Origin of the sequence: Bacillus sp. 123MFChir2 (assembly GCF_000383235.1) — a bacterium.
Classification (GTDB): domain Bacteria; phylum Bacillota; class Bacilli; order Bacillales; family Bacillaceae_G; genus Bacillus_A.
In genome coordinates this window covers 55,719-70,868 of record NZ_KB910942.1, presented here as the reverse complement: position 1 = coordinate 70,868, position 15,150 = coordinate 55,719, and the positions used below count along the sequence as shown (strand labels likewise).

The 15,150-nt window shown below is 32.6% G+C and carries 15 protein-coding genes and 1 pseudogene; 8 read left to right on the top strand and 8 right to left on the bottom strand.

The genetic code is table 11. The annotated features are described in order from the left end of the window. The 3 genes from H280_RS23565 to cspD form a co-directional block, all read right to left on the bottom strand. On the bottom strand, window positions 1-190 hold a 190-nt coding region (locus H280_RS23565; RefSeq protein WP_020059489.1), incomplete at its 3' end, for a helix-turn-helix domain-containing protein. 157 nt (window positions 191-347) lie between these two features. Continuing rightward, window positions 348-533 (bottom strand): cold-shock protein, encoded by a 186-nt coding sequence (locus H280_RS0111925; RefSeq protein ID WP_020061359.1) that lies wholly within the window; start codon window positions 531-533, stop codon window positions 348-350. 87 nt (window positions 534-620) lie between these two features. Further along, complete coding sequence (cspD, locus tag H280_RS0111920) at window positions 621-824, bottom strand: cold-shock protein CspD (RefSeq protein WP_000176366.1); 204 nt, start codon at window positions 822-824, stop codon at window positions 621-623. A 1,082-nt stretch (window positions 825-1,906) separates the two neighbouring features. Here cspD and H280_RS0111915 point away from each other — a divergent pair. Continuing rightward, window positions 1,907-2,791, top strand: a complete 885-nt coding sequence (locus H280_RS0111915) for a GNAT family N-acetyltransferase (protein WP_020061358.1) — start codon at window positions 1,907-1,909, stop codon at window positions 2,789-2,791. A gap of 196 nt (window positions 2,792-2,987) precedes the next feature. Here H280_RS0111915 and H280_RS23560 read toward each other — a convergent pair whose 3' ends face one another. Next, on the bottom strand, window positions 2,988-3,467 hold the full coding sequence (locus H280_RS23560; protein WP_020061357.1) for an alpha/beta hydrolase family protein: 480 nt from the start codon (window positions 3,465-3,467) through the stop codon (window positions 2,988-2,990). A 478-nt stretch (window positions 3,468-3,945) separates the two neighbouring features. Here H280_RS23560 and gnd point away from each other — a divergent pair, with 478 nt between their 5' ends. Next, window positions 3,946-4,851 carry a phosphogluconate dehydrogenase (NAD(+)-dependent, decarboxylating) gene (gene gnd, locus H280_RS0111900; protein ID WP_020061356.1) on the top strand — a complete coding sequence of 302 codons (906 nt, stop codon included), beginning with the start codon at window positions 3,946-3,948 and terminating at the stop codon, window positions 4,849-4,851. Between the two features lie 88 nt (window positions 4,852-4,939). Here gnd and H280_RS0111895 read toward each other — a convergent pair whose 3' ends face one another. From H280_RS0111895 to H280_RS0111885, 3 genes are all read right to left on the bottom strand, one after another. Next, a complete protein-coding gene (locus H280_RS0111895; protein ID WP_020061355.1) occupies window positions 4,940-5,560 on the bottom strand; it encodes a cyclase family protein in 621 nt (206 codons plus the stop codon). Further along, the gene (gene zwf, locus H280_RS0111890) at window positions 5,547-7,061 is read right to left on the bottom strand and encodes a glucose-6-phosphate dehydrogenase (protein ID WP_020061354.1); all 1,515 of its coding nucleotides are present in this window, start codon (window positions 7,059-7,061) and stop codon (window positions 5,547-5,549) included. The genes H280_RS0111895 and zwf overlap by 14 nt, the downstream gene beginning before the upstream one ends. A 503-nt stretch (window positions 7,062-7,564) precedes the next feature. Continuing rightward, window positions 7,565-8,425 (bottom strand): metallophosphoesterase family protein, encoded by an 861-nt coding sequence (locus H280_RS0111885; protein WP_028411208.1) that lies wholly within the window; start codon window positions 8,423-8,425, stop codon window positions 7,565-7,567. 420 nt (window positions 8,426-8,845) lie between these two features. Here H280_RS0111885 and H280_RS0111880 point away from each other — a divergent pair, with 420 nt between their 5' ends. Next, window positions 8,846-9,643 carry a DUF6414 family protein gene (locus tag H280_RS0111880; protein WP_020061352.1) on the top strand — a complete coding sequence of 266 codons (798 nt, stop codon included), beginning with the start codon at window positions 8,846-8,848 and terminating at the stop codon, window positions 9,641-9,643. Window positions 9,644-9,719: 76 nt separating this feature from the next. Next, window positions 9,720-10,079 carry a hypothetical protein gene (locus H280_RS0111875; protein WP_020061351.1) on the top strand — a complete coding sequence of 120 codons (360 nt, stop codon included), beginning with the start codon at window positions 9,720-9,722 and terminating at the stop codon, window positions 10,077-10,079. Window positions 10,080-10,326: 247 nt separating this feature from the next. On the opposite strand, the pseudogene H280_RS23555 reads toward H280_RS0111875, so the two are convergent. Further along, window positions 10,327-11,274: pseudogene (locus tag H280_RS23555) on the bottom strand (HD domain-containing protein); the annotation flags it as partial. A gap of 163 nt (window positions 11,275-11,437) precedes the next feature. Here H280_RS23555 and H280_RS0111865 point away from each other — a divergent pair. The 4 genes from H280_RS0111865 (at window position 11,438) to H280_RS0111850 (ending at window position 15,097) form a co-directional block, all read left to right on the top strand. Then, entirely contained in the window at window positions 11,438-12,025 is a 588-nt protein-coding gene (locus H280_RS0111865; RefSeq protein WP_020061349.1) for an O-methyltransferase, read from the top strand. A 206-nt stretch (window positions 12,026-12,231) separates the two neighbouring features. Beyond that, window positions 12,232-13,326, top strand: a complete 1,095-nt coding sequence (locus H280_RS0111860; protein ID WP_020061348.1) for a toxic anion resistance protein — start codon at window positions 12,232-12,234, stop codon at window positions 13,324-13,326. A 32-nt stretch (window positions 13,327-13,358) separates the two neighbouring features. Next, on the top strand, window positions 13,359-14,189 hold the full coding sequence (locus H280_RS0111855; protein WP_020061347.1) for a DUF3974 domain-containing protein: 831 nt from the start codon (window positions 13,359-13,361) through the stop codon (window positions 14,187-14,189). 362 nt (window positions 14,190-14,551) lie between these two features. Then, entirely contained in the window at window positions 14,552-15,097 is a 546-nt protein-coding gene (locus H280_RS0111850) for a GNAT family N-acetyltransferase (RefSeq protein WP_020061346.1), read from the top strand. Window positions 15,098-15,150: the final 53 nt, after the last annotated feature.

The following is a 15,150-nucleotide window of genomic DNA, read 5'->3' as shown; positions in this document are numbered from 1 at the left end:
GCTGTACATATTCCTTTTGTGCTTTTTCACTACAGTACGTACTGTTTTCTTTGACATTTCTTTTTAATTCTCGTGCGATAGAAGAGTGATGCCGCTTCAAAATCGCACCAATTTTTCTTGTGGAATACCCTAATTTATAAAGTGCTTCTAGTTGTCCACGTTCAAACGTGGTAAAATGTGAATAGCTCATACTCGTCCTCCGTGTAAAAGGTTGTGTGGTAACTTCTATTTTACACGAAGCGAGGTGGGCTTTTTTGTTTTTTTTTAAGTGTCGCACTTAATAATACAATTCGTCTTATATAAAAAAACCTTGCAGAGCATATTCTGCAAGGTGCTTACAAAAAAATTTATCCCAATCGAGGCAATAAACGTTCTCCGCTTTTCATTTCACTTCCACATAAAGGACATTTTGGGTGTTCTTCAAATGCAAAGTTTTTTCGCATCCACCCTAAGCACTCCTCTGACTCACATTCCCAAACTGGGATTTCTTCCGGTGCTACTTCTGCAACATCGTTCTTTTTATTACGATACATGAGATCACTCCTTTTATGTGAAATAAGTGTTTATATAATTAAAAAGGTTGTTAACCGTTCATGTTAACAACCTTTTTATTGTCTAAATTATAGCTTTACAACGTTTTTAGCTTGAGGTCCACGGTTGCCTTCTTCAACTTCGAAGCTTACTTCTTGACCTTCGTCAAGAGATTTGAAACCATCGCCAGTAATAGCTGAGAAGTGAACGAATACGTCGTTTCCGTCTGCAACTTCGATGAATCCGAAACCTTTTTCGCTGTTAAACCATTTTACTTTACCTGTTAATGTCATGGTAATTGCCTCCTAAAAATAAAGAAAATAAATGTAATATGATCCGTCTTATTTCTAAGGAAAATAAAAATTCACATATTATCAAAAACCCATAAGGAACGCATATCATCCCTATTGATGCTTGATAATATGTGAAGTGGATTTGTCTACATATCGTGTTCTATGTCTTCATTTTACAATGAAATGAGAAATATTGCAAGTGATGGTAACATTTTTGGTTTTTACTCGCATACTGCCCTCCATGCAGAGTGATTTAGCTTGGAGAGACGATGAATTAAAAAGAAGCTACAATGTAAAATCGATGTGTTTTTACCTCAATATATCCATTTTGTTGAATGCGGTTATGTATATGAAGCAATTGCTTTGCATATTTTGATACCGAACAATTGGGAATTTGCCATGGGATTGCTTTTAAATAATATATAATGCCACCGATGTCGTAAAAGCGCTGGTTGGGAAAGTATTCTTGTTGTTTATGGATTTGAAATCTAGATTGTTTCAGTTGTGAGGAGGCATATTCCAATAACTGTACTCACTTTCAGTATATGCATGAAGAAGGTGGTTTAATTCCAAATTATCTAATCCACCAACTTGTTGAGTAATAAAAATACCGTCTGGTTTTAAAATTCTGTTTACTTCTGCCCCGCGATATGATTCGTGTTTGTTAATAATCACATCAAATAATATTGTGAATTAAATAGCTGTCGTACATGGAGAACTAAGCAGAAAGTTTTATTAAAAAAATTAAAAAAATGAGATGTAAAGAATTATGGAAATGAAAATAAAAATTTAAAAATAAAAATAGAAAAATGAAAAATTATATTAGATCAATTATATTTAGCTTGAAGTACCGCTTAAAACCAAGTGTTTACAGCATTTTTATAATATTTTTATATTAACATATAAAAATATCCTTCTATTCGACTTTATAGTATTACAAATATATTTTTATTAATATAAAACTTTTTTAAAAAATTTGTGATAATATGTTGAAAGATAGCACTTATTCTTTACATCACTTCATAATATTTTTAGCCGAAAAGTAAGGGGAATAAGTAGTAATTTGCAAGTGGAGGAACAACATGGATAAATTTATGGTTTGTGCTAATTATACGTTTGAAAATGAGCGAAGAGAGCGATTATACGATTTGTTTGAAAGAGTATTTCAAATTCCGACACATACATTACAAGATTTTTATAAAAAAGGTTTTTGGGATAAAACATACTCACCAGTCACTTTATTTGAAGAAGATGAAGCAATTGCAAATGTATCTATGTTTTCAATGCCAATGATGGTAGGGGGAGAACGTATAAAAGCAGCTGGTATTCAATCTGTAATGACACATCCTAATTATCGCAATAAAGGTTTTATGAAGAAGTTGTTTGGTGAAGTGTTGCAAAAGATTGATGAGGAATATAACTATTCATTTTTATTTACAGAAACACCAGAGTTATATCTACCATTCGGTTTTAAAGTGGTAAAAGAATATATATCGACTATGCAGTATGAAAAGAGTGAACAAAGGTTATCATCTATTCGAAAATTAGATTTTTTTGATGAAAAAAATGTGCAGCTTATAAAAGATATATTTGAAAATAAAGAATGTCTTTCACGAGTTTTTGCACCGTTACACTATCAGTCATCTTTCTACTTGAATATGTATGATGAAAAATGGAACAAGAAACTTTATTTTTCAGAGGAACTTAACGCTATACTTGTTTATGAAATTGAAGAAGGTGTATTAAAGTTATACGGAGTAATAAGTGAATTGATGCCTATTTTAGATGAATTATGTGCGGTAATTCCAGAAACATTTCACACAATTGAGTTTTACTTCTCTCCTGATCAATTAGGGGTGGAGGGTACTGATTTAAAATTATATGAATCAAAGAAACATTTAATGGTAAGAGGAGAACTTCCTGTTGAATTTAATGAGGTTAAGTTTCCAATCCTAGCTGAATTTTAATTTTTTATTAGAATTATTGAAATATAAAGAACATAACGTTAATTCCGGAATAATAAATATTGTATGCGCTATTATTTCCAGTTTTTATCATTAATATGTTAAATTTTTTGGAGATACATTGATTACTAAAATAAGATATAAAGTATGGTTTTAATAGAACAGTATTTTACATAAATAACAAAAAACACTCATCTTTTCATAATTGATGAGTGTTTTTTGTTATAATGAATTTTTCTTCCATCCAATTTACGATGTTTTCAAGCATCGGTAAGCTAATAGAGTGGTTTATGTGAGGATAGAGAGTAATAGAGAGATTAGAATTTTTAATTTCTCCTGATGCTAGAGCATGTTCATAAAAAGTTTGCTGTCCAATTGGAGAAATAATTTGATCTTCCAGGCCGTGAAGTAACAGGATAGGTCTATTTCTCAAATTATGTAAAAAGTTAACAGGGTCTAATTGTTTGATAACATCGATATCACTATAAGCGTTAGAACCTTGTTTTTGAAACATTTCTTCAGAAGTTAACCAAGCCCCTGAACCATTTATATTGATTAGAGCATCAATTTGTTGTTCTTGAACAAAAGCACCGGATGCAATAAAGCCTCCCATAGAACTGCCGAGATCAGAAAGGGAAAGCTCATGAATAAACATTTGTACATCTTCAACAGATTGCAAAATCGTTTTCCAAAAATATTTTTCCATTATATTTTTGGAAAAATAATTCGATAAAGGTTGTCTAGAGTCATGGTATATAATTTAGGGAATGATACAGTGTACCCCAAATTAGCTAATATACTTGCGAGAAACGTTTGATTGTATATACTTGAACCCCAACCATGATAAAGAATAATTGTAACGTGTTTATTATCATATGTAGGCTCAAATAATAAATAATTGATGTTATTGGAATGCATGAATTGTTTCTTGAACATGGTAATACCCTTTTAAATGTTTGAAAATTCAAATTCCTATCCTTAGTTACAGTGTATCTACTAATACGAATTTGTGCAAAATATATTTGGAAAGTGTTTATTTTTATGTAATTTGTGATGAGCAGTTTTAGGGAGATTTTATGTATTCAAGTAACTATATATTATCAATATGGAGAAAGATAAGTACATAGGAAAACTTCTATTTTTAGGAGGAAATGAACATGAAAATTGGTTTAATTGGTTTAGGGAAAATGGGACTTAATTTAGGACAAAATTTAATTGATAAAAAGCATGAGGTAGTCGCGTTTGATTTAAATGCAAATGCGGTGAAGGAAATAGAGGGATATGGGGCTATTGGAACAGCTACATTAGCCGAACTTATTCAATCATTAGAAAAACCGAGGATAATTTGGATTATGGTTCCACATGCTGTTGTTGATTCGGTGATGAGTGAAATTAAGCCATTTTTAAGTCCAGGAGATATTGTAATTGAAGCGGGTAATTCCCATTTTAAAGAATCAATTCGACGTTATAATGACTTCAAAGAAGCTGGAGTGCATTTTATGGATGCAGGAACATCTGGCGGAACAGAAGGGGCGCGTCACGGGGCTTGCTATATGATTGGTGGAGATCCAGAAGCTTGGGCTATTGTAGAACCTATTTTTCGGGATACAGCGGTAGAAAATGGTTATATATATGCAGGGAAAGCGGGGAGCGGTCACTTTTTAAAGATGGTTCATAATGGCATTGAATATGGAATGATGGCTGCCATTGGTGAAGGATTTGAAGTGTTAGAGAAAAGTGAATTCGATTATGATTATGAAAAAGTAGCGAAAGTGTGGAATCATGGTTCAGTTATTCGTTCATGGCTTATGGAACTGACAGAACGTGCATTTTCTAAAGATGCAAAATTAAATGAAATTAAAGGGATTATGCATTCTTCAGGTGAAGGAAAATGGACAGTTGAAACAGCTCTTGATCTACAAGCGGCAACGCCTATTATCGCTATGTCATTACTAATGCGGTATCGTTCGTTAGAAAACGATACATTTACAGGGAAAGTAGTAGCAGCATTGCGCAATGAATTTGGTGGTCATGCTGTGGAAAAAAACGAGAAGATTAAATAGTTGGTGTTATTGAAGCTGTGCCAATCTAAGTATTTTGAACAGCCCTATTCCAATGGAAATAGGGCTGTTTATTGATTACGTAAATAGTTCAAACTTGTATATTTTTAAAAAGAAGAACACGTGCTGGAGAGGCATCTGTACCAACTAATTTTAATGGTGCTGCCACCATAAAGTAGCTGTCAGGTGAGACTTCTTTTAAGTGTAATCCTTCTATAACGATAATATCTGCGCCAAATAATATTTTATGAGTTGGATGTCCTGGTTGACTACGCTCAACACCAAGTGCATCAATCCCAATCCCCCTAATTTTTCGGGCTGCTAAATAGTTTGCACCGTCTTCTTTTAAAAAAATAAAGTTAAAGTTAAATTCATTTTCAAACGAATTTCGTGTTTTAAATAGAACAAAATCATTTTCTTGAATATCAAGATGTTCTAAATCAGCTTTTGTAATTCCATCTTTCACTACTGTTAAGTCAAACACCTTAGCAGTTCCAACTAATTTTTCTAATGGAATGGTTTCGAACGTTTTTCCTTCATTAATCATATGAAGAGGTGCATCAATATGTGTACCCGTATGAACATCTAATTCAATACGTGATTCGGTTACGTGAGCATTTGTGACTTTAGAAAATTTCGGCTGTTTTTCAGGTTTATTTTTATAAACAGTCATTCCTTCAAAAATAGATGCTGTTATATCATATATTTTCATTGTCACTTTCTCCTTTGAAACGAGTTGTTATAGTTGGCCACCAATGAAAATCATCTTTTTCTAATAGTGCATCAGAATCCTTAGGACCCATTGATCCGGATTCATAGTTCGGGAAGTTTGTAGTTTTATTATTTGACCAGACATTTGAGATAACATCAACAAATTTCCAAGAAAGGGCCACTTCTTCCCAATGTGCAAAATTGGTTGAGTCACCACGCATGCAATCATATAAGAGTATTTCATAGGCCTCGGGTGTATTCATTTTATCTGCACAGTTATTACAATAACTTAATCTAATGGGAGTTGATGTTACACTGCTATTTGTTTTTTGTGCATTTAAATGCAGTGTAATTCCCTCATCTGGCTGTATATGTATAACGAGTAAGTTAGGATGGATTTTTCTTTCTTGACCCAAATATAAATTCATTGGCAAATCTTTGAACTGTATAACAATTTCAGTAGATTTTTCTTGCATACGTTTGCCTGTTCGAATATAAAAAGGAACTCCCATCCATCTGAAATTTTCAATCATTAGCTTACCCGCAACAAATGTTTCTGTATTCGATGCTGGATCTACCTCATTTTCTTCATTATAGCCAACGACCTTTTTTTCGTTTGTGATGCCAGGACCATATTGTCCGCGAACGAAATATTGTTCGACTTCATTATTTGAAAGCGGTTTTAAAGCGCGGAAAATCTTTATTTTTTCGCTGCGAATTTCATCTGAGGTTAACTTAATAGGCGGATCCATCGCAAGAAGAGCGATCATTTGCAGCATATGATTTTGTACCATATCACGAAGAGCGCCGGATGACTCATAATAACGTCCTCGATCTTCAATTCCTAATATTTCACTTGAAGTAATTTGCACGTTGGCTATATATTGATTATTCCAAAGAGGCTCAAAAATAGCGTTGGCAAAGCGAATCACTTTAATATTTTGGACCATTTCTTTTCCTAAGTAATGATCAATCCGATAAATTTGTTCTTCTGTAAAGGCTAGGCGCAGCTGATTGTTTAGTTTTTGAGCTGAGTCATAGTTATGTCCAAATGGCTTTTCTATAATTAATCGAATCCATCCTTCTGTAGAAGTTAATCCTTCTGATTTTAAATTCGCGGCAATTGTTCCGAAAAAATTAGGTGCCATTGCTAAATAAAAAATGCGGTTTCCCGCCGTGTTATATCTGTCATCAAGTGTGCTTAACAAATTTTTAAGCTCTTGATAAGAAGAAAGGTTTGTTACATCAAAAGGGTGATAGTAGAAATGGGAAGTAAATGTATCCTGACAGTCATTATCGTCTGGAAAATGATGAATAGATTGTTTAACATTTTCACGAAATATTTCATTAGACCAAGGTCTTCTAGCAACACCAACAACAGCGAAATCATCAGAGATTTTGCCGCTTCGATATAGTCTATAAATGGAAGGAAACAATTTGCGTTTTGCCAAATCACCCGTCGCACCAAAAATAACAATAATAGCTTTAGGAGTTTTTGTCATGTAATAAGCCTCACTTTATTGTAAATAAGTTCAAACTTAGTATGTGGTTTATTTAATAATACATGTAAGATATAGGATGAATAATTTACTGTAGCGTATTGAATGATGAGAAGTGCTTAGAAAAGAAGGAGAACTTTGGAAAATACAGAAATATAGAATGGAAAAATAGATGATAGACAAACTTCAAGGTATATGAGTTAGAGCTAATATACTTTTTATATATTTACGGCGTATTTCAATTTACATGGGATGTAAATTGAAATGTGTAAAATGACAATGAAGTTATTTGATTTTAAAAACTCAAACAAGTATAACCCCGTTCTAAATATAGGACGGGGTTAAAAATATAGTTGTTTAATCTTAATGTAAGATCCTTCACTACACTAAAAAATATAACAATACAATCATTTAAAAATCTAAGTTTTATTTCACAATAGCGTTCGATTGTGGATTATTATAAGTATGTGTCTTCTTCAACTAACGACAGGTTGGTTGAAGAGGGTTCATTTCATTTCCTTGAATTTCCAATAATTTTTTTCAAAAAAATTAATTACCTCATTTTTATAATTAAATTTATCATTGAACTTTTGTAATAATTCAATATCATGGGTATGAGTTTTCCCTGTCTCGAGCATTTCTCGGTATAAGTCAACATAAGGAAGTTTATTATTAATAGCGTTTTTTAATTCCTTTTCTACATCATAGGAAATTTTTTTGAATTTCACCTCAGCAATCCCCGTCTCATCAATTTCAAGAATTGCATACTGAGCACGTAGGTCAGAATGTAACTTGTCCCATTTATAAAAAGGCTGTCCTATAGTTCCTGGGTTAATAATCAATTGATCATTGCTACTATAGCGTAACAATTGGTGATGGGTATGAGCATAAATCGCAATATCGTAATCATGCTCAAATAACTGATCAAAATTTTTCTGATTATTAGTGGGCCATAAATCCCCGCCATAATTTTTATTTTGTAGATTATGACTAATACTGATAGATAGATTATTAACTTGTTTTGTTAGGTGTAATGGTAAATTCTTAATAAGATTAATATAGTTTTCATCTAAATTTTCACACTGGTACTGAACTAACCTAGAAACATAGATATCAGAAGCATTATCAAAGTCAATCTCTTTATTCAGTACGTCAAGGAAGCAGTCTTCCCAGTTTCCTTTAACATAAGTAGCAACTTTAATACTATCTAATATTTCAAATAAATCATTTGCCCCAGGCCCAGGCATGATTAAATCTCCTAAAAACCAATAGTCAGTGACACTTTCTTTAATCGAATCTTCGATAACTGCTTTTAAAGCACTTGCATTTCCATGGACATCTGCTAGTAAAGCAATTTTATGTTTCATGTATTTCATTTGTCCTCCCCTTAATATTGACAGTATAATCAAAATAGAATTTATATTCTTATTTTAGCATTTTATGGAACTCATTCAAGCTGTCCCGTTAATTTAAGTACAAACTTTCACAATCTCTTCTAAGCTATTACATAGAAATCTTATTTTTTATAAGGTTTTGTTCAACAATTTGTCCCGATTGTTGAATAGAATGACCCGCATTTTGTTAAACGCCTTTTTTGTCACTTAACAAAATGTTCTTTTGTTGATGGATATACTGATGCCTCTTTATATAAAATTAATAAATATAAGAGTATATGCGTAAAACTTTTCATTAAAACACATATATATTAATTGATAAATCTATATCTATGTACACAAAAAGATATTATAATAACTGAATAAATAAATATTCTTTAGGGGGAACTATTTTTGAAAGAGTTGGTATACTTAGATAAGGATGTTATCCATTCTTTTATTGCACAAATAAATAATGAATTGATCGGTACGACGAGAAGTATAGAGGTAAAGGAAAATACGCTAAGGCAGCAGTATAGTGCTTTAAAAGAATTTGAAGATTATCTTCATAAAAATTCTTCTTTAGTTAGTTTTAATGAGCAGAAAGATAGTGAAGAATTGACTCCAGGTACATATGTCAAGTTTACTTCAGGTTTTCAACCAATAAATTTTGATGTTGTTCAAAAAATGATAAACGATAAATTTATTAAATTTCTTTTTAATAAATTAGAAGAAGCAAAAAATGTAGAAGTACAAACTATCCTTGAACAAACTTTAACACTCGAACAAAGGACTGTTTTTCTGAATGAACTTGAAAAAACTTACGAGAATATGGTGAGTGTACAAAAGAATAAGATTCATTCAGTAAAAGATATGTTGGTATACATTAAAGAGGCTATTCCATATAGCTCATTTATAAAGATGGATAATTGTTTAATACCAGTTAAGGAGTGCTATTTAACAGAGAGCATAGGAGAACTCGCTTTTAAATATGGTTCAGCAGATGCATCAGTTGAAATTACCCTTATTGGAAAAATAACAAAAAAAATAAATAAAAAAGAAATAAATTCTCTAGACTATTCGAACTTGGTAGATAAGCAACCAAGCGAAATTTTACATGAATTTTTAGGATTTCCTACAAATTTGCTTGGGGGATTTGGAGTAGTTGCAGCGAATAACTATATCATTTCACCTGTCGTTATGTATTTTTAATAATTCTGAATTTCCTGTTTTTTCTTCCTGTGTTACAATTTAGATGATGGACTTATAAAAAGGTAGGAGGGAGAACATGGGGAGAGAAGTGTGCTTTGATGAAGAAGGGGTAATTTTAAAATTAAATGGCGTAACTGGTTTCTTTGCGGTGAAATTATCGTTAAAAATGCCATTTCATACAATTAAGAGTGTATTTGTAGACTATTTTGATGCTCCACAATGGATGCTTCGCATGCCTGGAACATCAATTCCTGCTCTTAACATTTTCGAGGGAAGTTTTAAATATGCTGATGAATGGTATTTTCTTTCCTATGAAAATAGAGTACCTCTTGTCATGATTGAATTAGAAGGTCACGAAAAATATAAGTATGTTGTTTTTGAAATTGATAATCCTACTAAAATAGCAGCAGATATTCGGAAACGTATGAGAGGTTAGTAGAATTTGTTTATTTGAATATATTTTTTATAAAAGGTGGTGCAATTCTAAATTTGTACCACCTTTTATATGTTATTATGCAATTTACTCACATTAGTGAGGTTATGGAAACAAAGACTTCATGTTGCTATACAAGGAAACAATTGTTTTGTTTATTAAAGAACTTATTCACCGTGAAATGCTTTATGAATTGCTAACTGTGCTTTAGAAGTATTAGCGAAATTTAACCATTTCTTCGTTTACTACCTTCAGTTTGAATCCAGATAGTCATCTCGTGATTTTCGATTTTGACCTTTGTTTGCAAACATTTATTAAATAAACTGCTATTGATGGAAATGGTATCTTCAAATTGATGTGGAATTGGTTCGTATAATTGATGTACCATTCCAAGAATCTTATAACAATTTAAAATGGATGAAGTTGTTATAAGAATTTTTGAAATCATAGTTACATCTTGAATGACTTGCAGACGAGAATAAGCAGTATAAATAGGACTTATTTCATAATCCAGATGCCATGTTAATAGTTCGTCATGAAAGCTTTGCATGTCTGTAGAAATCGTATCTGTTAGATTGCGTAATATTTGATTAAAATTTTGTAAAAGTTGTTTCATGCCTTTGTACTTTTGATTATGGAGATAAAAAAATGCAAGATCTTCTAATTCAGATTGTATCGTTTTTAAATGTAGCTTATGGCAAAGTGGAGCAAATATCTTTAGTGTTTCGTTTGCATAAGGAACTTGTTTATGTTTATTTTTTACTTGCAGTGTTCTCATATTATGAAGGCGGTCTGTTACTTTTATAATTATCACTCGAATGTCTTTTTGTGCTGCCATAAGTAACTTTCTAAAATTAATTGCTTCATATTCTTCTTTATTTTGTACAGATTTCTTATCTACTTTCGTTAGTCCGTCGACAATATAAGAAACTTCTTTTCCAAAGTGTTTTTGTATATCTTCCAATGTATAATTGGTATCTTCTACGACATCATGTAACAATGCTGTAATTAATGTTACACAGTCGGCTTTGCAGTCAAGTAGTATGTCTGTCACTGCGAAGGGATGTAAAATATAAGGTTCTCCCGATATGCGAAACTGTCCTTCATGTGCTTGTTCAGCAAACAAGATGGCAAACTGAAACTGCTCGAATTCATTTTGGGTTAAATAAGTAGCTTTATGAATAAGTTGTTCTTTCACGAATTCACCTTCATTTTTTTATTTTTTTGATTAAGGAATAATAGTTCGCCTTCACACAGGAAAAAGCCTTTCTAATAGCATATAATTGTAGGTAGACCTACATCACATTTTTGACATCATCCATATACTATTTTTCATGTTTAGAGATGAAAGGGGAATATGTATGAGAATAGAAGTAGAAAAATTACTGCAAGATCTTGAAGTATTCGGATTAGAACATGATCACACAAAAGAAACGAGAGAAGAGAGATTGCGTAATGTTTCTAAAGAAATGGGGCAGTTTTTATCCATTATGGTGAAAATGCGTGACGCAAAACACATATTAGAAATTGGAACATCAAATGGATTTTCTACAATATGGCTTGCTAATGCTGCTGAGGAAACAAAGGGAACTGTTACAACAGTTGAACTTTCATCAAAACGAGTGGCAGAAGCAAATGAAAACTTCCAAAAGGCAAACCTCGCAAACTATATTCATATCCATAATCAAGAAGCTGGGGCATTTTTATCAGAACAGCTAGACAAGTCGTATGATTTTATTTTTTTAGATGCAGAACGTACGCAATATATGTGGTGGTGGGAAGACATGAAACGCATTTTAATGCCTAAAGGTATTATCGTCGTTGATAATGCAACTTCACATGCAGAAGAATTACAGAATTTTTTTGGTTTAGTCGAAGAAGAGAAGAAGTTCGAAACAGTGTTATTGCCTTTTAAGATGGGCGCTTATGTCATGCGGAAAAATACTTAAATAGAATATACAAGAAGAATTGTTAACTTGTAAAAGAAAGAATACGCCCTAAGAATGGATGTTTCTCAGCCTTAAGTCTGAGGACAATTAAAAATACAATAGGTATACTTATAATATAAAACGGGGAATGAATGCTACAAAGACCGTTTCAAGATATGGTCACCTAACCATAATTATAAGTGTATGTATATAAAGGAGCGATTTTGTTGACGGAATTGCAAAAGAAGGAAATCTTATCACAGGACAATATCGAAGTAGTCGTAGATTCAGTCATTAAAGATGAAGAATTAGCTGAACTAAATAAAGAAGCAGATTTGTATGTACAAAAGTTAAATAGTGAACATAATGCAGATCTTTCAAAAGTACTGGCACAACTTGCTGATTTAGGAGATAAAGAACAACGCGACGCAGGGCAAACATTAACGGCATTAAAACGTCCAGTAACGGCGATGATGAATGGGAAAAATGAAGATATTCCTAAAACATTGCTTGATTTACGTAAAGTTGTTTCAGAATTAGATCCGAATTCACTTAATGCATCTGGTATGAAACGAATTATGTTCAAAGTATTTAAGAAAAATCCGATGGAAACGTATGTTCATAAATATCAATCCATTGATAAACAAATTGAAGAGATTATAAAGGCGCTATTAGTCGGTCGTGATAATTTACGAGAAGACAGCGTCGGTTTAGAAATGTTAAAAGAACAATCCGAGCAAAAGATTCATGCGCTGGACAAACAAGTGTATTTAGGTAAGAAGCTTGCGGATATGCTGGAAGTAGAAAAACAAAATCCAGAGCGGCAAAAAGATATTCCATTAATTAACGATGCGCTAGAAAAGATACTTGTACGTACGCGTAATATGCAGCAAGCAAAGAGTGTGTTATTACAATCAATAGCCTCTGTTGATATTATTAAGAAAAATAATGAAAAGTTAACAGAAGCGATTCGAAATGCAATTACAATGACGCAAAATGTTGTCACAGTATCAGCAGCTATTCAATTGGCGTTAACGAATCAAAGGAAAACAATTGATGCTGTGAATGCAACAAACGAAGCAATCGAATCGATGATATTAAGTAATTCACAAGCATTAAAGCAAAATACAGAAGAAACGACTAAGTTATTAGAAAATCCAGCAATCGGTATGGAGAAACTTCGCGAATCATTCCAAAACGTATTCGCGGCGATTGAAGCGTCTGAAAAATCAACAGAACGTATTATTGAATCAAGTAAAATGTTTGTAAAAGAACTAGACACGTTCAACGATGAAATGAAAAAGAAGCTCATTCAGCGGTAGTCTAAATAGACTGCAATAGAGGAGGTGAAAACATGGGTTTCTTTGAATTTATTTTGTTACTTATCGGCATAGTCCTTTTGATAGGACTTACAGCAGTAATTTTACTTGCTTATTTTGGCCGGAAATTTTATGTATCATGGACAAAACCGTATAAACGAGCGACAGACTCAATGGAGCGTTTATCGCACAGCACAGTACCTTTCTTGCAAGAATTCACACAGCATCCGTTGTTTTACCGCTGGATTCGTACAGAAGGAAGCAGTAGTCAAAAAGCGTTCACCGTTCTTTTTTGTACAACTAACGCGCGCACAAAAGAACAAGTTTTTTCCATGCTACCGAAGGAAAAACAGAAAAAACTTCACTACACTGTAAAAACAACAAAGCAAGTTACAAGTGAAGATATGGAAATGACAACGATGAAAGTAAAAGAATTCTTGAAGCGAGAATTACAGCAGCCATCCAAACCACAAGATTTCTCGTTTTACAAGTTGTACTTTTATGACCGTTATCCAGATGCATTAAAACGTATTGAAATGTATAAACGTTCCGTAAATCCATCATTGCAAAGAAGTATTGATGATGTGACAATCTCTGTGCTGCAAGCGATTCCGTACTATCAAGAAAATCGTATGTTTGAACAGCAACATAAACTCGAAACTTTCTTAATGAAAGACTTAGTAGATATGTTATCACTCATTGCGCAAATACCACCGGCGCAGCGTTCAGAGAAAGAAGAAGAACTTACGATCTATCTAAAAGGATTTCAAAAAGAAATGGAAGCAGTAGAACGAAACATTCGCAACGCTGTCGATCACGATTTACAAGTGAAGATGCGAGCGGCTAAAGAAAAATTTAAGAACTAAAGAATCGAGCATTGATATGTCAATGCTCGATTCTTTAGTTTAGAAGCAAAAAAAATGTAAAATTTCATATACCGTAATGATGGTTAAATTTAAAAAACTACAGGTCACTTTAAAACTTTTACTGAAATAAAGTAAGGAGAAGATTTTCTATGGAGTATAGCCAACATTGCGGTAATGTATAAAATTCTGCATGTTTTATAATATCGGAGAGTGAGTGAATCCCTTGTTATAAAAGGATTCTAGACGATATTCAATTTTTTATTATGTTACGTTATGTCAACTTTACGTGAATATGATATTCATCAATCTTTTCTTTCATTAACCATGATAAAATTGTATTAAAAAGATATCGGAGGGATTTTATGAAACTAGTAGGGAAACAAATATATCTTCGACTTTACAAGATATCTGACGCCAGCGAGTTAGCTAAATTACATACCAGAAATCGCGAGTTTTTCCAACGAGTTTGCCCATTACTCCCAGAAGTCTTTTATACAGAAGAACATCAAAAAATACGCCTTGAACAGGCATTAAAAAAGACAGATGAAGGGCAAGTATATCCTTTTGGAATCTTTTTAAAAGCAACTGATAAACTTATCGGAGACATTTCATTAACTCAAATCGCTAGAGGAGACGTCCAAAGCTGTAATACGGGATTTACTTTAGATAAGGCGTATAATGCAAATGGCTATACAACAGAAGCCCTTCAACTTGTTGTAGACTTTGCCTTTAGAGAATTAAAATTACATAGAATTGAAGCAGGAGCTATGCCTGACAATATAGCATCTATTCGTGTATTAGAAAAAGTAGGGTTTAAAAAAGAAGAGATAGCTAAAGAAAATGTAAAGATTAATGGCAAATGGACAGATCATCAAATGTTAGCTATCATCAACAGTTTGGATGTGTAAGCTCATTCCACTTCCAACAATGGTACCTTATGTTAACCTCAAATAAATATGAT